This is a genomic window from Ideonella sp. (assembly GCF_036277275.1).
GTDB lineage: Bacteria > Pseudomonadota > Gammaproteobacteria > Burkholderiales > Burkholderiaceae_C > Ideonella.
In genome coordinates this window covers 105,095-129,367 of sequence record NZ_DASUNH010000009.1, presented here as the reverse complement: position 1 = coordinate 129,367, position 24,273 = coordinate 105,095, and the positions used below count along the sequence as shown (strand labels likewise).

Genomic DNA, 24,273 nt, shown 5'->3' with positions numbered 1-24,273 from the left:
CGCAGCGCCGCCGACCTCGATCTCAACCTTCAGCGGGTACCACTCTCGCCCGACCCGCCTGTTTGGCCTGGTACATCGCGCGGTCGGCACGGTCGATGAGCGTGGCCACGCCATCGTCGCGACCAATGGCAGCGACGCCGGCCGAGAAGCTCAAATGCAGGTCCTCGGCGATGTTCGGGAAGCGCACCTCGGCGAGCTTCTTCTGCAAACGCTCGGCACACGCGATCGCGTCCTGGGCGGACGTAGCCGGCAGCAAGACCAGGAACTCCTCACCGCCCCAGCGGCCCAGCGCATCGACGTCGCGCAGCTGGGCACGGGCCAGTTCCGCCACGGTACGCAGCACCTCGTCACCTGCGGCGTGGCCGTAGGCGTCGTTGACGTGCTTGAAGTGGTCGAGGTCGATCATGATCACGCTGCATGGCGTGCCGAATCTCGCCGCCAGCGCCATCGCCTGGCCCAGCCGCTCAGTCATCGCTCGGCGATTCAGGCAGCCGGTCAGTGCGTCCTGGGTCGCAAGCATGCGGTTCTGCTCGAGCGCTGCTTCGAGCGCGGCCTTCTGACGCTTGCTGCGCTCGCGCATGCCAGCCAGTCGCGAGGTCAGGATGCAGACACCCATCAACATCAGCAGCAGCATGCCGAAGTTGACCTTTTCGAAAGTCAACACGGCGGGATCGCCGGCATCGCGCCGGATCCAGTAGAACGACGCTGCGCCGAACATCACGGCCGCGTAGACCCCCACGGCGACGACCTGGCGTACCGACAGGCCGAACATGCCGAACATCAAAATGACAGCAAGAATCGGCAACGCGGCGCTGCGCACCGGGCCAGCGAGCACGTAGCCGCCGGCCGCGATTGCCACTGCGTACAACATCTGGAACATCGCCAGCGACGGATCACGCCACTGCTGGTTGATCCCGCTGCGAATTGCCGCAAACACTGCCAGCATGCCGCCCAGTGCGGCGATGGTCCACGGCCAGACCCAGCGGTGTTCGGGACTGTTCACGTCAGCGCCGGCGTGCAACAGCATCACGCAGCCGGCCATGATCGCGTTGGCCAGCGCGGTCTGGCCCAGCCGGATGCGCTGTCGCGGGTCGTTGGTGAAGATCCAGCCCGACAGCCGCTGTTCCCAGTTCCGCGCCGCAGAGTTGTCCGGCGCAGGCTGATCCGGCGCCGCGATCGATACCGCAGGATCCCGCTGCGCCAGCGCCTTCTCGGAAAATCCGTCGTCAGGTCGATTCATGCATGCCTGCGGGCCCGGCCACCGGCGTATGGCGCGCAATCATCACCTGATCCACTCGGTAGCGGTCCACGTCCATCACCTCGAATCGCCAGCCTTGCCAGACCACATGGTCGGTTCGCTTGGGAATACGGCGAAGCATCACCATCAGAAACCCCGCCAGCGTGTCGTATTGGCCCGGTTGCGGCCAATCGTCGATTGACAGCGCACGTTGCAAATCAGGCACCGGTGTGCTGCCGTCGGCAAGAAAGCTGCCATCGTCGCGCCGGATGATCTGCTCTTCGTCGTGTGGCACGACCATTGCTCCCATCACCGTGCTCATCACGTCGTTCAGCGTGATGACCCCGACGACCAGGCTGTACTCGTTGACGATGACGGCAAAGTCTTCATGGGCTTGGCGAAACTGCGTCAGCATCTCGGCCAGCGTCAACCGGTCCGGCACGATCAGCACCTTCTTCACCAGGCCTGAATCGGCGCAGGCACGCAGGCTCATCGGTTGCCCCAGGAGCACACGCTGGAACAGGTCGGTCGCGTCGATGTAGCCCAGGATCTCGTCGATGCCTTCGCCGCAAACCAGGTAGGTCGAGTGCGGCGCTTCGGCCACCCGGTTGCGCAGCAAGGTGTCGTCGTCGTCCATCGACAGGTAGACCACGCGTTCGCGCGTCGTCATCGCGGTCTCGACGGTGCGAGTGTCAAGCTCGAAGACGTTCTCGATCACCTGCTGCTCTTCAGTCGCGACCGCACCGGCCAGGGTGCCAGCAGCCGTCAAAGCCAGGATGTCGTGGTGAGTCACCCGGTCGTCGCGCTTCAGTGGCAAGCCGAGCAGGCGCGACAAGGTGTCCGACAGGCCGTTGAAGACCCAAACCAGCGGCTTCAACAGCCTGGTCAGCAAGCTCATCGGGCCGACGGTGCGCATCGCCAACTGCTCCGGGTCGTTCATGCCGAGGCGACGCGGCACCAGATCGGCCAGCACGATGAACAGCGAGGTGATGGTCAGGAACGAGAGCGCGAAACCCATCGTCTGTGCCTGCTCGGGCGCCAACGCCAGACCGAGAAGCGCGGCGAAGTGCGGCGTCAACGCCCCTTCGCCGACGATGCCGCCGAGGATGGCAACCATGTTGAGCCCGATCTGGACCACCGTGAAGTAGTGGCCCGGCGCTTCCTGCACCGCGATCACGCGCGCGGCACGGGCCTCGCCTTCATCGGCCAGCCGGCGCAGTCGAAGCCGGCGCGCAGCCGCCATCGAAATCTCCGCAACCGAGAAGAAGGCTGCGCCTGCGATCAGCAGCGCGATGAGCAACAGGTCGGTGGCCATGCCGTCAGCATACGGCCTTCACACTGTTTTTCGATCAGCTGAACAGGCGGCGTGCCGCCGGGCTGCCAGCAGCCAAGTCGCGCGATTCGAGTGCGCGGTAGAGGCGGTCCAGCTCCTGTCCGATGGCCGCAAAGGCGTGCAGCGTGATCGGGTTGGCCTGGTCGTCGACCAGCGTGGCGTCCAGGTCGTCAGCCAGACGGCGAGCACAGTGCTGCCAAGCGGCAAAGGGTTCGGCGGATTCGAGCGTCTGCGGCACGTCCAGGCTCAGGCTGAGCTCGCGCAGCGCGGCGTGGCCCGGGTCATCGGACAGCGCCACCTGCGGGTCGAAGGCCAGGATCAGCACCGGCGGCACGCCTTCTTCGGCCCCCGGCAGCACCAACCGCCCCGGCACCGAGCCCGGCACGAAGCCGTGGCGGCTGGCCGCCTGTTGGATGTAGCCGACCGACCAGGCGATCGAGTTGGCTCGCAGGACCGCCGTCAGCTGCGCATCGTGCTGGCTCGCGAAGGTGTCCAGTTCGCGGGCCCGTGCCACCGCGTCCAGCATGTCTGGGAAGTCCACCGCCGCGCTCAGAGCCTCGGCAAAGGTCTCGATCTTCTGCACGAACTCGGAGTACTCGATCTCGTTGACGGCCCCGTGGCGATTGGCCATCTGCAGGCCGGCCTGGAATTCGCCATAGCGTTGGCCGGCACGGGGCATTTCCCACTCGCCGGTCTCGGCATTCAGGCCCTCGATGTGAAAGGGCTTGGTGCCGGCGCGGCGGCTGCCGGGAAGGTTCTGAAGCGCCAGCTCGCCGGTGATCGGCGACTCGGGCGTGACGGTGGCGATCGCATCGATCAGCGCGTCGACACGGGCCTGGCGGCGCGGGATGGCCGTCGGCAGCGGCCGCGAATCGCCCAGGTCCGGCTCATGCTGACCGGTCAGCGTCGGCTCCATGCGCGACGCCGTTTCGGCGCCGGCCGGCGCCTGCGGCAACCGGGGCGCTTCGCGTCGTGCCGTCCACGCGCCATGCACCACCACGGCCATCAGCACCAGGCCAGCCAACATCGCCAATGCCACGGTGAGGGTCATGCGGCCTCCACCATGCCAACCGCCGCTTCCATGTCGACGGCCACGATGCGCGATACGCCCTGCTCCTGCATCGTCACGCCGATCAGTTGCTCGGCCATTTCCATCGCAATCTTGTTGTGCGAGATGAACAGGAACTGCGTGCCCCTGGACATCTCGCTGACCAGCTTGGCGTAACGCTCGGTGTTGGCGTCGTCCAGCGGCGCGTCCACTTCGTCCAGCAGGCAGAACGGCGCAGGGTTCAGCAGGAAGATCGCGAACACCAGCGCGATCGCGGTCAGCGCCTTCTCGCCGCCCGACAGCAGGTGGATGGTCGAGTTCTTCTTGCCCGGGGGTTGCGCCATCACCTGCACGCCGGAGTCGAGGATCTCGTCACCGGTCATGATCAGCTTGGCCTGACCACCGCCGAACAGGCTGGGGAACATGCGGCCGAAGCCTTCGTTGACCTGGTTGAAGGTCGTCGACAGCAGGTCGCGCGTTTCCAGGTCGATCTTGTGGATCGCGTCTTCCAGCGTCTTGATCGCGTCGTTCAGGTCGGCGTTCTGCGCATCGAGGAAGGTCTTGCGCTCACGCGCCGCGGTGAGCTCGTCCAATGCCGCCAGGTTGACGGCGCCGAGGGCGGCGACATCGCGGTTGATCCGGTCGATCTCGCCCTGCAGGCCCCAGAGCTTGACGTTGCCGTCGGCGATCGTCTGCGCCAGCGCTTCGAGGTTGACCTCGGCTGCGGTCAACTGCTCCATGTACTGCGCGCCGCCCAACTGGGCCGCTTGCGTTTCCAGCTGCAGCTTGGTGATGCGCTCGCGCAGCGGATCGAGGCTGCGTTCGAACTGCAGGCGCTGCTCGTCGGCCGCACGCAGCTTGGCCGACAGATCGTCGTACTCGCTGCGCGTGGCGGCGAGCGCCTCTTCCTTTTCCAGCTTGATCGCCAGTGCGTCCTGCAGGCCGGCCTGCGCCGCCTGGTCGTTGAAGCTGCCGAGTTCAAGCTGCAGCTGCTCGCCGGCCTGGGCATTGGCTTGCACCTGGCTCGCGGCGGTCTCGATCGCCCGCTGCAGTTCGCCGCGGCGGGCGGCCAATGCGCGGGCCTGGAACTGTGCCTCCTGCGCCTGGCGCTCGAGCGAGCGCAGCTGTTCACGCGCGTCGTTCAGGCGCCGTTCGGCCTGGATCACCGCCTCTTCCAGTTCGGCGTGGCGCTCCTGCGTGTTGGCCAGCTGCATGTCCAGCTCTTCGAAACGGGCCTCGCCGGTGACGCGACGCTCGGAGAGCTCCTCCATCTGGCCGTCGATCTCGGCCAGTTCGTCTTCGAGCTGGCTGCGACGCGAGCTGGCGGCTTCGGCCTGCTGGCTGAGTTGCAGCAGTTGCACGTGCAGCTGGTGCGCGCGGGTCTGGGTTTCGCCGGCCTCGCGGCGCGCCACCACCAGGCGCTGCGAGGCTTCGGTGTAGGCCGCCTCATGGCGAACCAACGCGGTGCGCGCTTCGTCGGCGATCAGCGCCTGCGCGCGGCTCTGCCGCTCCAGGCTCTCGATCTCCTGCGCGCGGGCCAGCATGCCGGCCTGTTCGGAATCTGGCGCGTAGAACGCCACCGCGAACTGTGACACCGCGTGGCCCTCGCGGGTCATGATGATCTCGCCGTGCGTCAGCTGGCTGCGCTGGGCCAGCGCTTCGTCGAGATTGGCCGCGGTGTAGACGCCCTCCAACCAGTCGTTCAGCAGCGCCTTCATGCCAGCGTCGTTCAGGCGCAGCAGGTCGGACAGGCGCGGCAGCGTCTGGTGGGTGTTGGCGATCGCCGCTTGCGGCAGCGAGTAGAAGGCCAGCTTCGCGGGCGGCGCATCGGCGGCAAAGGCGCGCACGATGTCCAGCCGGCCGACCGACAGCGCGTTCAGCCGTTCGCGCAGCGCCGATTCGAGCGCCACCTCCCAGCCTGGCTCGATGTGGATCTTGGTCCACAGGCCTTGCAGCCCATCCAGCCCGTGTTTGGCGAGCCAGGGTTTGAGCTTGCCTTCGGTCTGCACCTTCTCTTGCAGTGCACGCAGCGCGTCCAGGCGGGCCGTCAGGTCAGATTGTTTGGCCGATTCGCGGTTGACGGTGTCGTGCTGGGTGCGGCGTTGCTCGTCGAGCAGTGGCACCTCGTCGCTCAGCTCGTGCAGGCGAGCGTCGGCTTCGTCGCGCGCGGCATCGGCGGCTTCGCTGTCTTCCTTCAGCTGCGCGAGGCGGTCCATGTCCGGCGCAGCCAGGCCCTGGCGCTCGGCGGCCAGGCGCTCGCGGCGGGTGCGCAGTGTGCGGGTCTGCTCGTCGATGTTGCGGCTTTCGGCCGCCAGCACCTGGATCTGCTGCTGGACCTGCGTGACGTGGGTGCGCTGCTCGTTGGCCTTGGCCTGGGCGGCGCGCACACCGTCTTCGAAGCTCGGTGCCGACATCGATTGCTCTTCGGCCTGCGCGGCCAGGATCTCGGCCTGCTCTTCGGCGGCGGCAATCTGCTCGGCGATCGTCTCCAGCTCGACTTCGGCGTCTTCCTTGCGCGACGCCCATTGCGCGTTCTGCGCCTGCAGGTCGGCCAGACGGGCTTCGGCGCGCTGGCGGCCCTCGACGACGTAGCGAATGCGCTCTTCGAGGCGGCTCACTTCGAGTTGCGCCTGGGCCAGGTCGCCCTGCTTCGCATGCAGTGCGTCCGACGCCGCGTAGTGCGCCTGGCGCACCGTTTCGAGCTCGGCTTCGACGTGGCGCAACTCGGCCAGGCGCGCTTCCAGTGCGTTGGTCGCTTCGAGCGACGCCAGCTTGACACGCTCTTCTTCTGCCGCGGCGTCGCGGTGCTTCAGGAACCACAGCTGGTGCAGCTTCAGCGTGCCCTGCTCTTGCAGGCCGCGGTACTGCGAGGCGATCTCGGCCTGGCGTTCGAGCTTGTCGAGGTTGGCGTTCAGCTCGCGCAGGATGTCGTCGACGCGGGTCAGGTTCTCGCGCGTGTCCTTCAACCGGTGCTCGGTCTCGCGGCGACGTTCCTTGTACTTGGAGACACCGGCGGCTTCTTCGAGGAACAGGCGCAGTTCCTCGGGCTTCGACTCGATGATCCGGCTGATCGTGCCCTGGCCGATGATGGCGTAGGCGCGGGGCCCCAGGCCGGTGCCGAGGAACACGTCCTGCACGTCGCGGCGACGCACCGGCTGGTTGTTGATGAAGTAGCTGGAGGTGCCGTCGCGCGTCAGCACGCGCTTGACGGCGATTTCGCTGTACTGGTTCCACGAGCCGCCGGCACGGCCGTCTTCGTTGCTGAAGACGAGCTCGACGCTGGCGCGGCTCGACGGCTTGCGGTTGCCCGAGCCGTTGAAGATCACGTCTTGCATTGACTCGCCGCGCAGTTCGCTGGCTTTCGATTCGCCCAGCACCCAGCGCACCGCATCCATGATGTTGGACTTGCCGCAACCATTCGGGCCAACCACGCCGACCCGCTGGCCGGGCAGCTGGAAGGTGGTCGGCTCGGCGAAGGACTTGAAGCCGGACAGCTTGATCTGGTTGAGCCGCATGAAGGGGAATAGGGCCGGGCGAAGGGCCGGCCGCAGCCGCTGAGCCTTCGCTCTAAGTCATTGATTTATCAGTGGATTTTGGCCAGAACCAGGCCGCAAAAGTGGCCGGGATGATACCATCGCGCCCTTCTCCGAACCCTCAGCCGCTGCCGCTTGCGGCCGCCGACGCCGCCATGGCCCGTACCGCATCCAAAACCACAACGCCCCCCGCTGCTGAACCGAAGCAGCGCCCGATGCCGCCGAACCCGCCCACCGCCCCGTCGAAGGAACTGTTCGTGTTCCCCAACCCGGCACCCGAGCGGGACTACGTGATCCAGTTCCAGATCCCCGAGTTCACCTGCCACTGCCCGCTGACCGGCCAGCCCGACTTCGCGCACTTCACGATCGACATGGTCTGCGACAAGCTGTGCATCGAGCTGAAGAGCCTGAAGATGTACATGTGGAGCTTCCGCAATGAAGGCGCGTTCCACGAGAAGGTGACCAACGACATCCTGACCAAGATCGTCGAGGTCACGAAGCCGCGCTATGCCCGCATCACCGCCAAGTGGTACGTGCGCGGCGGCATCTACACCAACGTGGTGGCCGAGCACCGCAAGAAGGGCTGGAAGCCGGAACCGGTGGTCACGATGCCGGCCCACGCCGCCGAAACCGGCCTACGAGGCTGAGCCAGGCCGAGCGACATGGGCGCACTCGCCGGCCACCCGCCCTATCAGAAGTTCGAGGTGGCCGTGCGCCGCAGCCCGATCGACGGCTTCGGCGTCTTTGCGCTGGAGCCCGTGCCAAAGTGGCACAAGATCGGCGAAGTGCGCGGTGAATCGATCACCATCTCCGAGGCGCGCCGGCGCGCAGCGATGCTCGAGCGCATCATGATCGTCGAGATCTCGTCGAAGAAGGCGATCGACCTGGCCAAGTCGACCGACCCCATGCGTTTCACCAACCACAGCTGCCAGCCCAACGGCCAGCTGCGCGTGCACGAAGGTCGCATCGAGTTCTACGCCTTGCGCAACATCGAGCCGGGCGAAGAGATCACCGTCGACTACGGCGAGACCCACCACGAAGGGCGGCTCACCTGCCGCTGCGGCGCGCCGGGGTGCACGGGGCGGCTGTGAGTGGCGGCGGTCACACCATGCGCCGGCATCGTCAGGCGCGTGATGTCGTTGGCCACCAGCACCTGCGCACGTCCGGCCTTGCTGTTGTACACGGTGTAGGTGATGCCGCGGTTGATCGCGGTGCCCATGTCGGTCCAACGGCTGCCGTTCTTCGTGAGCACGGCCACGTCGCCGGCATTGCCATCGACGACCAACTGGTGGCGCCTGACCGTCGCGGTGAAGCTGTAGGTGCCGTTGCTCCAGCCGAGCGCGGCCTGGGTGCCCTTGTTGATGAGGTTCATGCCGGCCATGTCGTGAACGTCGTTCACACCCAGCGCAAGGGTGTTGTCTCCGCTGCCGGTCAGGTCGATGCGCTCGATCGACTCCAGGCGAGAGGCGCTGCCCGAGGTGCTGCCGCCTTGGTCGGCGACCCTGCCAAGATCGAGGTTCAAGTTCGCGCCCGACAGGCGCAGCGTGTCGACCCCGGTGCCGCCGTCCACGCGCGCCAGGTGCCTGCTGTTGCCACCGGCGCCAAAGTCGGCCCGCAGCGCCCGCAGGTTGCCGGCATCCAGGACAAACACGTCGTCGCCGGGGCCGCCGTAGAGCACGTCCGCGCCGCCGTTGCCAAGGTGGGTGTCGTTGCCCGCGCCGCCGACCAGCACGTCGGTCTTCGAGCTGCCGGTCAGCGTGTCATCGCAGGCACCGCCGAGCTGGTCAACCTCAGTATCGATGAACGCTCCGGTGGTCGAGCCGAAGATCACGTAGCTGCGCCCAGGCGCTGAGTTCCCCGGCGCGCCGACGATCAGGTCGGCCAGGCCGTCGCCGTTCACGTCCCCGGCGCCGGCCACGCTTCGCCCGCTGAGGTCCATCGCCGACTGGCCGTTGATGACGAAGCCCCCCGTCCCCCCGGCGATGGCCGAGAGCTGTATGGCCGAGGTCTCGGTCCGGCCGTAGACGACGTAGCTGCGCCCGGCGGTGAAACGGCCTGGCGGGTCGCTTTCCGCGGCACCGATGAGCAAGTCGGCCAGGCCGTCCCCATTGACATCGCCCGCGCCCGCCACACTGCCGCCGCTGTAGTCGCCTGCGCGCTTGCCGATCATGACGAAGCCGCCAACCCCGGCCGAGATCGCCGACAACTCGACCGCCGCGGTGTCGGTCTTGCCGAAGACCACGTAGCTGCGACCGACCGCATGGCTGCCGGGGAAGTCGCCGGATGCGCCGACCAGCAGATCAGCCAGCCCGTCGCCGTTCACGTCACCGGCGCCCGCCACGCTGATGCCGCTCAAGCCCACCGCCATGTCGCCGTTGATGACGAAGCCCCCGGTGCCGGCGCTGATGGCCGAAAGCTCGACAGGCTCGGTGCCGGCCTTGCCGAGCACCACGTAGCTGCGGCCGGCCGAGTCACCGCCCGGCGTATCGCCATAGCGCGCGCCGACGATCAGGTCGGCCAGGCCGTCGCCGTCGACGTCGCCGGCCCCCGCCACGCCGCGACCACTCTCGTCGCCGTCGAATTCGCCGTTGATGGCGAAGCCACCGTTGCCCTCGGCAACCGCCGAGAGGTCGATCGGGGTGGTACCGGTCTGGCCAAAGACGACGTAGCTGCGCCCGGCCGGCCCCTCCCACGAAGCCCCGACGATCAGGTCGGCCAGGCCGTCCCCATTGACATCGCCCGCGCCGGCCACGCTGATGCCGGTGAGGTCTCTGGGCGCCCGGCCGTTGATCACGAAGCCGCCGCTGCCGGCGGCCACGGCCGCGAGATCGACGCGCCCGGTCCCGGTCTTGCCGAAGACCACGAAGCAGCGCCCGGGCAGATCACCCGCCGGTGCCCCGACGACCAGATCGGCCAGCCCGTCGCCGTTGACATCGCCGGCGCCCGCGACGCTGAAGCCGCTGCCGTCGAACGCGAACTGGCCGATCATCGCGAAGCCGCCGATACCCGCGGAGATCTGCGACAGATCGATGGCGGTGGTCTCGGTGGTACCGAAGACCACGTAGCTGCGCCCCGCGTATTTGCGCCCCTGGGCGGTGGCATTAGTGGCGCCGACGATCAGGTCGCCGCGGCCGTCGCCATTGACATCGCCGGCACCTGCCACGCTGATGCCGCTGAGCTCGATGCCGCCTTGGCCGTTCATGATGAAGCCGCCAATGCCTGCGGCAATGTCGGACAGCTCGACCGGGCTGGCTTTTGCCACCGCCACCTGCGGCGCCAGCGCCGCCACAGCGGCCATGGCCCACGCCATGCCTACCGCGGCAGCCACGGCGCCTGCCTTTGACACCTCGGGCGGCGGGCAGACGGCACGTTTCGTGGCTGGGTGTGTCGTGTCGGGATTCGCGTTCGTCTTCATGGTGCCCTGACCTTTCCGCAGCTTCACTCGCCGCTGATGCCGAGCACGATGCCGGTATTGCGCGCATCGGTGCCCCAGATGCAGTAGTCGTAGCGGCCGGCCACCGCGGGGTTCACCCACGGGTTATTCACACAAGCCCCGACGTGCAACTCCGTGGGAAAGCCGCCACCGCATCCCCACGGAACACAGCAGGACAGCAGGTCGATCGAGCGCACGTTCTGCATCGACTTGCCCATCAGCGGCAGCACCGACGCCTTCGACGTGAAGCCTGGCTTCGCCTGCTGATCGCACTCGCCGTACAGGCCATGCGGATCGCCCGAACCCTTGTAGTGCAACGCGCCCAGCATCACCGCATTGCCATGCCCATCGTTCGGAGTGCTGACGCAGTAGCTGTACGGGTGCTTTCCCTTCGGGCAGTCCACCGCCTTTGGGGCCGCCTCCTTGGCCGCCGTGGCGGCCGTGCACGCCACCGTGACGATGCCGGTGATGGTTCGAGGGTCTTTGCCGGCGGGGCGAATGAGCCCAAGCTTGGGTTGCAGGTCGGCCCCGGCCGGGCACCCCTCATACAAGGCGTTAGGGTCGGTGTGCGTGTTGAGTTTGAGCACACCGAACTCGACCCAGTTGCCCCGGCCGTCGTTGGTGGCCTCCATGCAATAGTCGTACGGGCTGCCGCTGGGGCAAGGCTTCTTGTGGAAGCCTCCACCTCCGGTGAAGTGGTCGCAGCGCAGCACCTTGATGGCCAGCACATCGAGAACGGTTTCGCCCACGTACTGCAGGGTGTCCAGCTTGCTGCCCATCGCCGAATTGACACCGCAGTGGCCGTACAGCGCGGCCGGCTCGGTCGACCCATTCCACAGCGAGGTCTCGGACTGTGCCGTGGCGCCGCCGGCGGCCAAGAGGCACATGCCCGTGACGGGGATGGCCATTGCGGCAATTCGACCGGTGACCGCCTTGACCGCCGAGAGGTTGAAGAATCTCATGGATATCCTCCTTGCACCGGGACCGGCGCAGTCCGGAAATCGGCGCACTGCGGCCCCGAGCGCACTGTGCGCGTGCGAACCGACGCCTTCTTGATCCAACGCAAGTTGGATCGACGGCGACGCCGTCGGCGCAGCGCGCCTGGTGCGGCCGCGCGTACGCTGCGCGGCCGTCAGCCCGAGGTCACGGGGTGGATCCGTCGGTATCGGCGGGCCCGAGCCACTGACGCAGCAACTGCTCCAGCGCCTTCGGGTCGACCGGCTTGCCCAGATGCGCGTTCATGCCGGCATCCAGGCACTGCTGCCGATCGTCTTCGTAGACGTTGGCGGTCATGGCAATGATCGGCGTGTGCTGGTGCAGCGGCTGGCGGCGGATGCGGCGGGTGGCCTCCGGGCCATCCATCAGCGGCATGTGCATGTCCATCAGCACCAGGGGATAGGCCTCATGCTGCGCCATCGCGACCGCCACGGCGCCGTCGCCGGCCAGATCGGCCGCCAGGCCATGGCGTGCCAGCAAAGCCTGGATGACCTCCTGGTTGACCGGGTTGTCTTCGACAACGAGCACCTTGCCGGGCAGTCGCCACTGCGGCAGGCCCGTGCGGTGCGAGGCCGCCGGCGCAGCGGGACCGGCGATCCTCGGCACGGTTTCGGTCACCAGGCGTTGCAGCGGCAGCAGGATCCAGAACCGGCTGCCGTGTCCCGGCCGGCTGGCCACGCCGATCTGGCCCCCCATCAGCTGGCAGAGCTCGCGACTGATCGTCAGCCCCAGGCCGGAGCCGCCAAATCGCCGGGTGGTCGACACGTCGGCCTGCTCGAAGGCGTCGAACACGCGCACCTGCTGCTCGGGTGTCAGGCCGATCCCGCTGTCCCACACCTCGAAGCGCAACCAGACCCGCTCGTCTTCGTCTTCGCGCACCTGCGACACCGCCAGCCCCACCTCACCATGGTGGGTGAACTTGACCGCATTGCCCAGGAAGTTCAACAGCACCTGCCCGAGCCGGCGCTCGTCGCCCAGCAGGCGCTGCGGCAGGCCGGCCTCCAGCTGCCTGTGCAGGCGCAGCCCTTTGGCCCTGGCCGTGGCGTCGATCATGCCGAGCATGCGGTCGACCAACGCTTCGAGGTCGAACGCCACCGTTTCGAGCGACAGCTTGCCGGCCTCGATGCGCGACAAGTCGAGCACATCGTTGATGAGCCCCATCAGATGCTGCGCGGCATCGAACACCCGCTTCAGCCGTTCGCGTTGCACGGGTTCGTGGCTGTCGTCGTGCAACAGCTGGGTCAGCCCGATCACCGCATTCATCGGCGTGCGAATCTCGTGACTCATGTTGGCCAGGAACGCGCTCTTTGCGCGGCTCGCCGCCTCGGCCGCTTCCTTGGCGGTCGCGAGGTCGGCCGTGCGCTCTCGTACCTGGCGCTCGAGATCGACGTTGGATTGCTGCAGCCGGGCCTCGCTGTCGCGCAATGCCGCTTCGGCGGCGCGCCGCTGCGCGAGTTCGTCCGACAGCGACTGCACAGTCTGGCCCAGCCGTTCGTTCATCGCGTTGAAGGCCTCGCCCAGGCGGCGGAACTCCTCGGTGCCGCGCACCGCCACACGCCGGCCCAGGTCGCCCGTGGCAATGCCCTCGGCCGCCTCGCTCAAGCGCGTCAGCGGGCGTGACAAGATGGCCGCGATCAGCCAGACCGCCCCCATGCCCAGCAGCGCCAACAGCACCACGAAGCCCAACCACTCGCGCTGCAGCAGCTTCAGCGGCGCCTCGAATTGGCGCTTGGGCTCATAGACCATCACCAGCCAGCGGGTGCCCGGCACTGGCTGCACATGGCCATGCCAATGGCGGCCGGCCCATTCGGGCTCTTGCGGCTCTGAAGTGGCACCGATGCGGAACTCCGGCGGCAGGCGCTGCTGGCCGGCCAGGCGCGAATCGGTGCCGGCAAACAGGTGCCCCTGGGCATCGAACACGATCCCGTGCACGTCACCATGCGCGCTCAGGCTTTCCGCCAGCACTTGGCCGAGCAGGCCGGCCTCCAAGCGCAATCGCAGAACCCCCAGCACCGCGCCGTCATGCTTGACCGGCGCCGCCGCGAACAGCGCCGGGCGGTCGTCCCAACTGGGCGTCAGCGGGCCCATCAGCTGCGGGTAGCGCAGCGCCAGCACCTCTTTGACATACGCCTCGTCAGCCTCGCTGCGGCCGACCCGTGGCGCCTGGGTGTCGGCAATGTTGCGGCCCTGCGCATCCAGCAGGCCCACCGACGTGGCGTGCAGGGGCTCGCGCAGAGCCACCAGCGTCAGCACCCGGTTGGCCCACAGCGGGTCGGCCACCATGGGCTTTTCCAGCAGTTCGGGCAGACCTGGCATGGCCACGTCGGCGCGCAGGTTGTCGAGGATGCGGTCGGTGCGTGCGCCCAGGTCGCGTGCCGTCTCCTGCGCCAATGAACGCAACTCGGCGTTGCGCTCGTCGGCCACCCGGTTCGATTCGCTCAGGTACTGCCAGCTGCTCACCAGGCTCAAAGGCAGCAGCGTCACGCCGACCAGCACACCGGCCACCAGCAACCGGGTTTTCAAGGCAGCAGGTCTCCGCGCAGAAAGTCGGCCGGCTCGACCGGTCGCGCCAGCATGCCCTTGTCGAGGAAAAACGCGCTGTAGCGCGCCACCACCGGCCCCAGCGTTTGCGGGGGCCCGTCGGCGCCCAGCAGCCGGCGGTTGTCGGCGCGGCGCATCAGGCGCACGCCCTTGAGCGATATCTTCGAGGCCGCGCGGTCGACACGACGGGCGATGCGCTCGTTGCCTTCGTCGGGGTGGTCCAGCCACCAATCGACCGCACGCAGCCACGCGCCGACGAAACGCCGCAATTCGGGCGCGCGCCGGTCCACGGTGGCACGCGTCGCCGCCAGCACGTCCGGGATCAGCCCGGGCGTGTCAGCGCTCGAGAACAGCCTCAACGCACCGGTGGCCTCGGCCTCGCTGGCATAGGGCTCCCAGGTGTGGGCCATGTCGACCTGGCCGGCGGCCAGCAGGCGCGGCACGTCGGCCGCGTCGGCATTCATCCAGGCGATGCGGGCCGGGTCGACGCCCTGCCGGCGGAGGAACTCGCGCGCGAACAATTCGCCGAAGCCGCCGAGGTTGGTCGCCAGCGACAACCGGCCCTTGCCTTTCAGGTCAACCCCGCGGCGCATCAGCAGCGCGTCGCCGCCAGCCGATTCGTCACTGACCAGAAACACTTGTACCGGCGTGCGGCCGTGGGTGGCGTTGATCAAATCGCCCAGCGCCACCGCCACCACGTCGACCTGACCGGCCGCGAACTCGGCCATCATCCGATCGGTGTTGGCCGGGAAGCTGATCGCCAGCTGGACCTGTGCCTCGGCGAGGTAGCCCAACTCATCCGCCAGTACGGCCGGGTAGTAGCCCGGCCACAGGTCCATCGCCAGTCGCAACGGGGCCGGCTCGACGGCCGGTGCGCGGCGCTCGGAGCAGCCGGGCAAGGCCACCGCGGCCGCCAGGCCACCCAGCCCGGCCAGACAAGCGCGCCGGCACCAGCCCCGCTCGCTGGGCGCCTCGGCCGGATCGACCCCCACCTCGTCACCGCCTGGACTCATACTGCACTCGCCCATCGGCTGCATCTGCTTGTCTCGGATGCCGGCCATTGTGTCTTGCCGCCTGCTCGGCGCCTATCAAAACGCCGACTGCCATCTGGGCAAGTGGCCGAAGGCACTCGCTGATAATCCCCGGCATGAACCCGTTGCTCGGCAAGCTGCACGCCTACCCTTTCGAGCGCCTGCGGGCGCTGACGCGAGACATCACACCGAACCCCGCCTACCGGCCGATCAGCCTGGGCATCGGCGAACCCCGCCACCCGGCCCCAGCCTTGGTGGAAGAAGCCCTGCGCACCAACCTGGCAGGCTTGTCGAGCTACCCCGCCACGGCCGGTGAGCCGACGCTGCGCGAGGCGATCGCGGCCTGGGTGGCGCGTCGCTACGGCGTCGGGCTGAACCCATCGACCCAGGTGCTGCCCGTCAACGGCTCGCGCGAGGCCTTGTTCTCGTTGGCGCAGACGGTGATCGACCCGACCAAACCGGGCGCGACCGTCGTCTGCCCGAACCCGTTCTATCAGATCTACGAAGGCGCGGCGCTGCTGGCCAGTGCGCAAACCGCGTTCGCCAACAGCGACCCGGCACGCAATTTCGCTTGCGACTGGAGCCAGATCGACGAAGCCACCTGGGCCCGCACCCAGCTCGTCTACGCCTGCTCGCCCGGCAACCCCACCGGTGCGGTGATGCCGCTGGCGGAGTGGAAGACGCTGTTCGAGCTGAGTGACCGCCACGGGTTCGTGATTGCGAGCGACGAGTGCTACTCCGAAATCTACTTCCGCGACGAGGCTCCGCTGGGCGCACTGGCCGCGGCCAAGGCGCTGGGGCGTGAAGGCCTGCGCAACCTGATCGTGTTGTCGAGCCTGTCCAAGCGCAGCAACGTGCCGGGCATGCGCTCGGGCTTCGTCGCCGGCGATGCCAACATCCTGAAGGCTTTCCTGCTTTACCGCACGTACCACGGCAGCGCGATGAGCAAGGTGGTACAGGCCGCCAGCGCAGCGGCCTGGAACGATGAGACCCATGTGGAGGCCAACCGCGCCCAGTACCGTGCCAAGTTCGCGCAAGTGACGCCATTGCTGGCCAAGGTGCTCGATGTGGCGCTGCCCGATGCCGGTTTCTACCTCTGGGCCGGCGTGCCAAAAGATGCCCATGGCGGCGATGACATTGCCTTCAGCTTGGGACTGCTCGCTCAATACAATGTGGCGGTCCTGCCCGGCAGCTTGTTGGCGCGCGAAGCCCATGGCCAAAACCCTGGCGCCGGCCGCATCCGCATGGCGCTGGTGGCCGAAGGGCCTGAATGCCTGGAAGCCGCCGAACGCATCGTTGCCTACACGCGATCCCTCTGACCCCATCCCCTCATGACGCACGCTTTGCAAACCCTCATCGACCAGGCCTGGGAAGAACGCGCCCGCCTCACCCCCGCCACGGCTTCGCCCGGAATCCGCAACGCGGTGGACCAGGTGATCGCCGACCTGAACGCCGGCCGCCTGCGCGTGGCTGAGCGCCAGGGCGTGGGTCAGTGGACGGTGAACCAGTGGGTCAAGAAGGCGGTGCTGCTGAGCTTCCGCCTGAACGACAACCGCAAGATGCAATCAGGCGACCTGACGTTCTACGACAAGGTCGACACCAAGTTCTCGCACATGGACGACGCGGCGCTGGCCGAGGCTGGCGTGCGCGTGGTGCCGCCGGCCGTGGCCCGCCGCGGCAGCTACATCGCCAAGGGCGCGGTGCTGATGCCGTCGTACGTCAACATCGGTGCCTATGTCGATGAAGGCACGATGGTCGACACCTGGGCCACCGTCGGCTCGTGTGCGCAGATCGGCAAAAACGTTCACCTGTCGGGTGGCGTGGGTATTGGCGGCGTGCTCGAGCCGCTGCAGGCCAACCCGACCATCATTGAAGATAACTGCTTCATCGGCGCCCGCTCCGAAGTGGTCGAAGGCGTGATCGTCGAAGAGAACTCGGTGATCTCGATGGGCGTCTACATCGGCCAGAGCACCAAGATCTACGACCGCGCCACCGGCGAGGTGATCTATGGCCGCGTGCCGGCCGGCTCGGTCGTCGTCAGCGGCAACCTACCTTCGCCGGACGGCAAGTACAGCCTCTACTGCGCGGTGATCGTCAAGCGCGTCGACGCCCAGACCCGGGCAAAGACCAGCATCAACGAACTGCTGCGCGGCTGATACCCTGCACCGACGCCAACCAAGCGCTGAACCCTTCACCCCCGCCGGGAGACATGCCGTGATCACGATGGAAAACGTGTTGCGCCTGATGGCCGACAAGAGCGCTTCGGACCTGTACCTCTCGGCCAACGCGCCCATCTTGCTGAAGGTCAACGGCCAGCTGGTGCCGGTGACCGACCATGTGCTGCCGCCGGCCGCGCCGCGCCAGCTGCTGACCGAGATCCTGACCCCGCTGCAGCTCGAAGAGTTGGAGCAAGAAGGTGAGCTGAACATCGGCTTCGGCATTCCCAAGGTCGGCAGCTTCCGCCTCTCGGCCTTCAAGCAGCGCGCCACGATCGCGGCGGTGGTGCGATGCATCCCCGTGCGCATCCCGGCGATCGATTCGCTGCACCTGCCGCCGATCCTGGCGACGCTGGCGCTCGAAAAGCGCGGGCTGATCCTGATGGTCGGCGCCACCGGCACCGGCAAGAGCACGACGATGGCGTCGATGATGGAGTGGCGCAACCAGCACATGTCTGGCCACATCCTGACCATCGAAGACCCGATCGAGTATTTGTTCAGCAACAAGCGCTCGGTGGTCAACCAGCGCGAGGTCGGCCGCGACACCAACTCGCTGCACATCGGCCTGAAGAACGCGCTGCGCCAGGCCCCCGACTGCATCATGATCGGCGAAATCCGCGACCGCGAGACGATGTCGCAGACGATCTCGTACGCGCTGTCGGGCCACCTGGTGCTGGCCACGCTGCACGCCAACAACAGCCACCACGCGCTGGGCCGGATCCTGTCGTTCTACACGCCTGAGTCGCGCCCCGCACTGCTGGCCGACCTGGGCGCCGCGATGAAGGCGATCGTGTCGCAGCGGCTGCTGCGCTCGGGCTCCGGTGGCCGCATCCCGGCGGTCGAGGTGCTGCTGAACTCGAAGCTCGTCTCGGAGCTGATCGAAAAAGGCGACTTCGGTGGCGTGCGCGAAGCGATGGAACGCTCGCTGGCTGAAGGCTCGCAGACCTTCGAACACGACCTGGCCCGGCTGATCACCGAAGGTGTGGTCTCACGCGAAGAAGCGCTGATCCACGCCGATTCGCCGACCAACCTGCTGTGGCGCCTTCAGAACGAAAGCGAGCCGGTTTCGCGCGTGCCGGTCACCAAGCCCGAGCCCGAGAGCCCCTCTTTCACCGAAATCACCCTCGACGTGGTGCCGGAAGACCCGAAGCCGAAGCCGCTGATCAGCGCAAGAACGCGTTGAGATAGGCCCCCACGCCCCCTCCGGTCGCTACCTTGCAGGCCGCGCCGGACCAGAGGTCCAGCCCCTCGACAGGCACAAACAGTCCACTGGACTGTTCGTGTCCGGTCTCCGCCCCCGGGGGGCTCGCGCAGCGGACCGGCAGAGCCGGATCCGCGCACGCCACTTGATAAGAGTCAACGCCGGCGGACAGGCGATGGCGAAATGCACATAGACATCGAATGACGGCCGTACTTCGCCTGCTTGAGGACCTGCTCGCCCGCCCCAGCGTCACCCCCGACGACAAAGGCTGCCAGGCGCTGATCGCCGAGCGCCTGTCTGCGGCGGGCTTCACTTGCGAGCACCTTCCCTTCGGGCCCGACGACTTCCGGGTTGCCAACCTGTGGGCCGTGCGTGACGGCAGCCGGCCTGGTCCGACGGTCGTCTTCGCTGGACACACTGACGTCGTGCCCACCGGCCCCTTGGGTGCCTGGAGCAGCGATCCGTTCGTGCCCAGCTACCGCAATGGCAAGCTGTACGCCCGCGGCGCAGCCGATATGAAGACCTCGGTCGCTGCGATGGTGGTGGCGGCTGAAGAGTTCGCCCTTGCACACCCGCGGCACGCCGGACGTGTCGCCTTCTTGCTGACCAGCGACGAGGAAGGCCCGTCGGTCGATGGCACGGTCAAGGTCGTGCAGGCCTTGAAAGAACGCGGCGAACAGCTGGACTGCTGCATCGTCGGCGAGCCGACCTCGGTCGAGACGCTGGGCGACATGATCAAGAACGGCCGCCGCGGCTCGCTGTCCGGCAAGCTCACGGTGCGTGGCGTACAGGGCCACGTGGCCTACCCACAGCTCGCGAAGAACCCGATCCATCTCGCCGCACCGGCGTTGGCCGATTTGGCGAGCATTCAATGGGACGCGGGCAACGAATACTTCCCGCCGACCACCTGGCAGATCTCGAACATCCACGGCGGTACGGGCGCGACCAACGTGATCCCCGGCGAGCTGGTGGTTGACTTCAACTTCCGCTTCTCCACCGCCTCCACGCCCGAAGGCCTGAAGAAGCGCGTCGGCGAAGTCTTGAATCGCCACGGGCTGGACTGGTCGGTTGCCTGGACGCTGGGCGGAGAACCCTTCCTGACGCCGGTGGGCTCGCTGGTGTCGGCGTTGTCGTCCGCCATCGCCGCAGAAACCGGCGTGGCAACAGAGCTGTCGACCACCGGCGGCACCTCCGACGGCCGCTTCATCGCCAAAGTCTGCGAGCAGGTCGTCGAGTTCGGGCCGGTCAACGCGACGATCCACAAGATCGACGAGCATGTGACCATCGATGCGATCGAGCCGCTGAAGAACATCTACCGGCGGACGTTGGAAGCGCTGCTGGCGTAGCTTTGGGTTGTGCCTTGCCGGTGTTGGCGTGCCGGCCGAGGACGGTATCCGCCGGGCCTCATTGAGAAATCGGCCCAACGGATACCGCCCCCGACCTCCCGACACGTCGCGACGGTGGCACCGTCGAACAGCCACCACTCTCGAAGACGAACGCGGCGGCGCGCCAACCCACGCTGCCAGGCCGCAAGCCGGTGCCCGCAGGGGTGATTTCTCAATGAGCCCCTGCGGGCACCGGCTTGCGGCCCACGCCACCCCGGCCCCGCTACAGTCCCACCCAAAATCCCCTCACCGAATTCCTCACCATGACCGTCATCGAACTCATCGAGCAGATGAGCACCCGCCTCGAACAGGCGGGCGTTTCGTTTGGCCACGGCACGACCAATGCGTTCGACGAGGCCGCCTGGTTGGTGCTGTGGGCTCTTGGCCACCCACTGGACGGACTGGACCTGGTGGCCGAGCAATCAGTGGACGAGGCCCAGATAGCCAAAGCTGCCGCGCTGGTCGAGCGCCGCATCGGCACCCGCCAGCCCGCCGCCTACCTGACCGGCGAAGCCTGGCTGCAAGGCGTGCCGTTCACCGTCGACGAACGGGTCATCGTGCCGCGTTCACTGATCGCCGAGTGCATCGCAGACGCGACGATCGACCCCTGGCTTGGCGCCGAGACTCACCGCGTGCTGGACCTGTGCACCGGCAACGGCAGCCTCGCCGTGCTGGCCGCGATGGCCTGGCCGGATGTGGAAGTCACCGCGTCGGACCTGTCGACCGATGCGTTGGCCGTCGCGCACATCAACGTACGCCGCCACGAGTTGCAAGGGCGGATCCGGCTGGCACAGGGCGATGGCCTTGCGGCACTGGCCGGCCTGGCGCCCTTCGACCTGATCCTGTGCAATCCGCCCTACGTCAACACCCAATCGATGGCGGAGCTGCCGGCGGAGTACCGTGCCGAGCCGGAGATGGCGCTCGCTGGCGGCAGTGACGGCATGGACTTCATCCGCCGTCTGCTGCGTGACGCGCCAGCCCACATGACACCGGCAGCCGTGCTGGTGCTCGAGATCGGCCATGAGCGCGAGCATTTCGACGCCGCCTTCCCGACGCTGGATGTCGTGTGGCTGCCGACCAGCGCCGGCGACGACCAGGTGCTGCTGGTCACACGCGAGTCACTGACCGCCGGCTGATCAGTCAGTCCGCGCTGACCGTGCGGTCGGCCGCCCATTCGCGCAATTCGGCGATGGCTTCGGCCCGCGTCACCGACAGCGGGCGTGTGCGCAGCAGCTCCCGCATCACGGCCTCGTGCTGCGGCGGTTCGCCGCGGGCGTGGGCCTCGTAGCGCGCCGCCACGACAGCAGCCTCGATCTCGGCCCCTGAAAAGCCTTCGCTACGATCGACCAGCGGCGCCAGCGCAGCGTCGTCGAAGGCGATGCGGTGCTTCTGCAGATGGATGCGGAAGATGCTGTGGCGCACGTCCGGTGCAGGCAGGTCGACGAAGAAGATCTCGTCGAACCGGCCCTTTCGCATCAGCTCCGGCGGCAGGCCCTCGATGTCGTTGGCCGTGGCAACGAGGAACACGCTGGACCGACGCTCGGCCATCCAGGTGAGCAACGAGCCGAGCATGCGCTTGCCAGCCCCCGTGTCGCCGTCGCCCTGGCCACCGGCCAGGCCCTTCTCGATCTCGTCCATCCACAGCACGCACGGCGCCATGGCGTCGGCCATCTTCAGCGCCTCGCGCAGCTTGCGTTCGCTCTCGCCCTGGTACTTGTCGAACAACGCACCGAAGTCCATGCGGAACAGCGGCACCTGCCACGAGGCGGCAATGGCCTTGGACGCCAGGCTCTTGCCCGAGCCCTGCACGCCCAGCATCAGCACGCCGCGCGGCGCGGGCAGGCCCGAGGCTTCGGGGTCGAGGAACGGTTCGCGGCGCAACAGCAGCCAGCGCTTGAGCGCCTTCATGCCGGCCACGTCTTCCATCGCCGGCAGTCTCTGCTCGAACACCAGCAGCTCGGCGACGCCCAGCGTTTCCTGCTTGGCGGACAGCACCCGTGCGAGGTCTGCGGTGCAGATCACGCCATCGGTGAGCGTCAGCCGCACCAAGTGCCGCACCGATGCCTCGGGCAGCCCGACCATGTGGCGCAACAGCGATTCCAGCGTCTTGCGGCAGCCGCTGATGTCCTGGCCCTGCCGCCCCTTGTGGCGATCCACCTCTTCCTTGAAGAGCTTCCTGACCAGATCGAGGTTCATGGGCTCCACTTCGAAGCGGCTGGTGAAGGGCACCAGCTCGCCGGGCAGCGGGATGTCGTGCCCCACGAGCACCATCTGCTGTCCGCGGCCTTCGGCCTTGAGCGCGATCTCCTTCATCGCCCGCGTGATCAGCGGGTTGCTCAAATACGGATGGACGTCGAGGAAAACGACCAGCGCCGCGGTCGGCAGACGATCGACCTGCTGCAGCGCTTCGGGCAGTTGCTTGGTCTCCGCGGTGTCCATCACCGGGCTGCTGGCGAAGTCCGTCAGCGAAATCTTCAGACCGTGGCTGATCTTCAGCCCACGACTGGCCGACCAGGTCCACACCTCGCGCTGCATGCGGGCGGCGATGCGCTCGAACAACGCCAGGACCTGCTTCTCCTCGTGCGTTTCGATCATCACGATCGGTGTCTTCGTGTCGAGCAGGGACGAAAGCTCGTCAACTTGCTGAAGCAGGGGCATGCAGGGTTCCTGAAGAGATGGATGCGGCGGCTGGCGAATTGTCTGGCATGGACACGGGCGTTCCACGCTCACCGGGCGCGCAGCCCTGCCCCGCCGCGACGGCCGTCACGGACGTTCTCCTCGCCTCGGGCCGAGATACCGGCCGAGGCCGCCCCTCGGGTTAGGCGCGAGTCGCTGCGCGCGCCTTGGCCGGGCGCGGCGCCTTGGCCCGGACCGCCGGGTTCGTGGCAGCGCGCCGCGCCACCTCCCAGCTTCGGCGGCACCACTGCCGCAGCGCGTCGGCGTCGTCCCAGGCTTCGGCGGGCAACGCACCAAATCGCTTGACTGTCACCTGCTGCCCGGCCGACTTGCCGTAGGTGAAAGGCTCACCGCCGCCGGCCGCTTGCAGGGCTTCGCGCAGCGCATCGTCCACCGTCAGCCAGACCTGGCCCTTGAGCACGGCGGCGAACTGGGTGCCGTCCAGGCGCAGGCCGTCGCCGCCGAAGAAGCGCACCACGTCGACCGGCGCCCAGCCGGCCAACGCCTCGCGCAGCTCGATCGCGATCGCCGACGCGGCGTGCGGCTTCACGCCGCTTCGAGCGGGAAGAAGCCAGCGATCTCGGCCAGGCGACCATCCGCGTCATGGCGCGCGCTGCTCACGCCATGCTGCAAGGTTTGGCCATCGGCCGCGCGCAGCCGCCACCAGGCAAGCGACCGGTCGTGGTGCGCTTTCACCTGGTCGATGTGGAAGGCGCAGCCCGGCATGGCCTGCTGGAAGCCAGCCATGTAGCCGTGCAGTGCCTCGTGGCCATCCAGCGCCACGTTGGGATCGGTGTAGTGCACGCCGTCGGCCAGGCAGGCCGGCATGTGCTCGGCGCGCGCAGAAGCATCGGCAGACCACAGCTGCGCGTAGCGAGGCCACAAGGTTTCGGGTGATCCTGTCATGTCGACTTTCTCTTGGGTTGGGATGGTGCAGCGGGCTTGACGGCGAGCGCCGCAAACTCCGCCTCGATCAACGGGGCCAGCTCACTGTCGGGCCGGCCGCCGCGCACCAGCACGAGCAGGCCCTGGTACAGCGCCAGCAGGCGCAGCGACAGCGCGGCCGGTGAGGCGCCAGGCGTCAGCTGGCCGCCGGTGCTGGCCTCTTGCAAGCTGTTTTTGAAAGCTTGCCGTAGCAGGTCCAGGCCCTCGTGGACGCCGGCCAAGGCTTCACCACCCGCCGGGCCCAGCTCGATCGCGGTGTTCGTCAGCAAGCAGCCATGCCGACCACCGGCAGGTTCTTGCAACAGCGAGCGGAACAGGGCCCGCAGGCCGGCCAGCCCTGTGCCAGGCGCCAGGTATTGCGCGATGCGCCCGCCGACCACCGTGTCGTTGTAGTGCGCCAGCGCGGCGTTGAACAAACTCTGCTTGTCGCGGTAGCCGTGGTACAGGCTGCCCGAGCGCAGGCCCGTGGCCTGTTCCAGGTCTTTGATCGACGTGCCGCCGTACCCGCGCTCGCGAAAGGTCTGCATCGCCGCGCGCAGCAGCTTCTCGTCGTCGTAGGTTTTTGGGCGGGACATGGTGGTCTTTGTTGGTCAATCATTCTAGAACGATTAACCAACAATACAAGCCTTTCCTGAGGGCGGCTGGGTCGACTGCCCTACACTGCGCTCCCCACCCCGCGCGCCTGCGCGAAGCGCTTG

Annotated in this window: 19 protein-coding genes; 7 read left to right on the top strand and 12 right to left on the bottom strand. The window is 67.6% G+C overall.

What is annotated here, in order from left to right; translation table 11 throughout:
* Positions 1-22: 22 nt before the first annotated feature.
* From VFY73_RS02460 to smc, 4 genes are read right to left on the bottom strand one after another with little or no spacing between them, the layout of a single operon-like run.
* On the bottom strand, positions 23-1,240 hold the full coding sequence (locus VFY73_RS02460; protein WP_329716318.1) for a GGDEF domain-containing protein: 1,218 nt from the start codon (positions 1,238-1,240) through the stop codon (positions 23-25).
* Positions 1,227-2,552 (bottom strand): hemolysin family protein, encoded by a 1,326-nt coding sequence (locus tag VFY73_RS02455; protein ID WP_329716317.1) that lies wholly within the window; start codon positions 2,550-2,552, stop codon positions 1,227-1,229. Before VFY73_RS02455 ends, VFY73_RS02460 begins: the two co-directional genes overlap by 14 nt.
* A 34-nt stretch (positions 2,553-2,586) precedes the next feature.
* Positions 2,587-3,621, bottom strand: a complete 1,035-nt coding sequence (locus VFY73_RS02450) for a cell division protein ZipA C-terminal FtsZ-binding domain-containing protein (protein ID WP_329716316.1) — start codon at positions 3,619-3,621, stop codon at positions 2,587-2,589.
* Complete coding sequence (smc, locus tag VFY73_RS02445) at positions 3,618-7,133, bottom strand: chromosome segregation protein SMC (protein WP_329716315.1); 3,516 nt, start codon at positions 7,131-7,133, stop codon at positions 3,618-3,620. The genes VFY73_RS02450 and smc overlap by 4 nt, the downstream gene beginning before the upstream one ends.
* Before the next feature lie 233 nt (positions 7,134-7,366).
* Here smc and queF point away from each other — a divergent pair, with 233 nt between their 5' ends.
* Both queF and VFY73_RS02435 read left to right on the top strand, forming a co-directional pair.
* Entirely contained in the window at positions 7,367-7,798 is a 432-nt protein-coding gene (queF, locus tag VFY73_RS02440) for a preQ(1) synthase (RefSeq protein ID WP_329716314.1), read from the top strand.
* Between the two features lie 15 nt (positions 7,799-7,813).
* A complete protein-coding gene (locus VFY73_RS02435) occupies positions 7,814-8,242 on the top strand; it encodes an SET domain-containing protein (RefSeq protein ID WP_329716313.1) in 429 nt (142 codons plus the stop codon).
* On the opposite strand, the gene VFY73_RS02430 is transcribed toward VFY73_RS02435, so the two are convergent.
* The 4 genes from VFY73_RS02430 to VFY73_RS02415 form a co-directional block, all read right to left on the bottom strand.
* Positions 8,170-10,449, bottom strand: a complete 2,280-nt coding sequence (locus VFY73_RS02430; RefSeq protein ID WP_329716312.1) for a hypothetical protein — start codon at positions 10,447-10,449, stop codon at positions 8,170-8,172. The two genes, VFY73_RS02435 and VFY73_RS02430, sit on opposite strands and share 73 nt — an antisense overlap.
* A gap of 140 nt (positions 10,450-10,589) precedes the next feature.
* Positions 10,590-11,546 carry a hypothetical protein gene (locus VFY73_RS02425; RefSeq protein WP_329716311.1) on the bottom strand — a complete coding sequence of 319 codons (957 nt, stop codon included), beginning with the start codon at positions 11,544-11,546 and terminating at the stop codon, positions 10,590-10,592.
* 181 nt (positions 11,547-11,727) lie between these two features.
* On the bottom strand, positions 11,728-14,103 hold the full coding sequence (locus VFY73_RS02420) for an ATP-binding protein (RefSeq protein ID WP_329716310.1): 2,376 nt from the start codon (positions 14,101-14,103) through the stop codon (positions 11,728-11,730).
* Positions 14,100-15,182, bottom strand: coding sequence for an ABC transporter substrate-binding protein (locus VFY73_RS02415; RefSeq protein WP_329716309.1), 1,083 nt, complete (start codon positions 15,180-15,182; stop codon positions 14,100-14,102). The genes VFY73_RS02420 and VFY73_RS02415 overlap by 4 nt, the downstream gene beginning before the upstream one ends.
* 86 nt (positions 15,183-15,268) lie before the next feature.
* Between VFY73_RS02415 and dapC the strand changes: the two genes are divergently transcribed.
* From dapC to prmB, 5 genes are all read left to right on the top strand, one after another.
* Positions 15,269-16,471 carry a succinyldiaminopimelate transaminase gene (gene dapC, locus VFY73_RS02410; RefSeq protein WP_329716308.1) on the top strand — a complete coding sequence of 401 codons (1,203 nt, stop codon included), beginning with the start codon at positions 15,269-15,271 and terminating at the stop codon, positions 16,469-16,471.
* A gap of 12 nt (positions 16,472-16,483) precedes the next feature.
* Positions 16,484-17,308, top strand: coding sequence for a 2,3,4,5-tetrahydropyridine-2,6-dicarboxylate N-succinyltransferase (gene dapD, locus VFY73_RS02405; protein WP_329716307.1), 825 nt, complete (start codon positions 16,484-16,486; stop codon positions 17,306-17,308).
* A 67-nt stretch (positions 17,309-17,375) separates the two neighbouring features.
* The gene (locus VFY73_RS02400) at positions 17,376-18,551 is read left to right on the top strand and encodes a PilT/PilU family type 4a pilus ATPase (protein ID WP_329716338.1); all 1,176 of its coding nucleotides are present in this window, start codon (positions 17,376-17,378) and stop codon (positions 18,549-18,551) included.
* Positions 18,552-18,769: 218 nt separating this feature from the next.
* On the top strand, positions 18,770-19,915 hold the full coding sequence (gene dapE, locus VFY73_RS02395; RefSeq protein WP_329716306.1) for a succinyl-diaminopimelate desuccinylase: 1,146 nt from the start codon (positions 18,770-18,772) through the stop codon (positions 19,913-19,915).
* A 302-nt stretch (positions 19,916-20,217) separates the two neighbouring features.
* Positions 20,218-21,090, top strand: a complete 873-nt coding sequence (gene prmB / locus VFY73_RS02390; RefSeq protein ID WP_329716305.1) for a 50S ribosomal protein L3 N(5)-glutamine methyltransferase — start codon at positions 20,218-20,220, stop codon at positions 21,088-21,090.
* 4 nt (positions 21,091-21,094) lie between these two features.
* On the opposite strand, the gene VFY73_RS02385 is transcribed toward prmB, so the two are convergent.
* From VFY73_RS02385 to VFY73_RS02370, 4 genes are all read right to left on the bottom strand, one after another.
* The gene (locus VFY73_RS02385; RefSeq protein ID WP_329716304.1) at positions 21,095-22,612 is read right to left on the bottom strand and encodes an AAA family ATPase; all 1,518 of its coding nucleotides are present in this window, start codon (positions 22,610-22,612) and stop codon (positions 21,095-21,097) included.
* Between the two features lie 160 nt (positions 22,613-22,772).
* Positions 22,773-23,180 (bottom strand): TfoX/Sxy family protein, encoded by a 408-nt coding sequence (locus VFY73_RS02380; protein ID WP_329716303.1) that lies wholly within the window; start codon positions 23,178-23,180, stop codon positions 22,773-22,775.
* Entirely contained in the window at positions 23,177-23,536 is a 360-nt protein-coding gene (locus tag VFY73_RS02375; RefSeq protein WP_329716302.1) for a nuclear transport factor 2 family protein, read from the bottom strand. Before VFY73_RS02375 ends, VFY73_RS02380 begins: the two co-directional genes overlap by 4 nt.
* Positions 23,533-24,150: a TetR/AcrR family transcriptional regulator gene (locus VFY73_RS02370; protein ID WP_329716301.1), complete on the bottom strand. Its 618-nt coding sequence runs from the start codon at positions 24,148-24,150 to the stop codon at positions 23,533-23,535. The genes VFY73_RS02375 and VFY73_RS02370 overlap by 4 nt, the downstream gene beginning before the upstream one ends.
* Positions 24,151-24,273 lie beyond the last annotated feature (123 nt).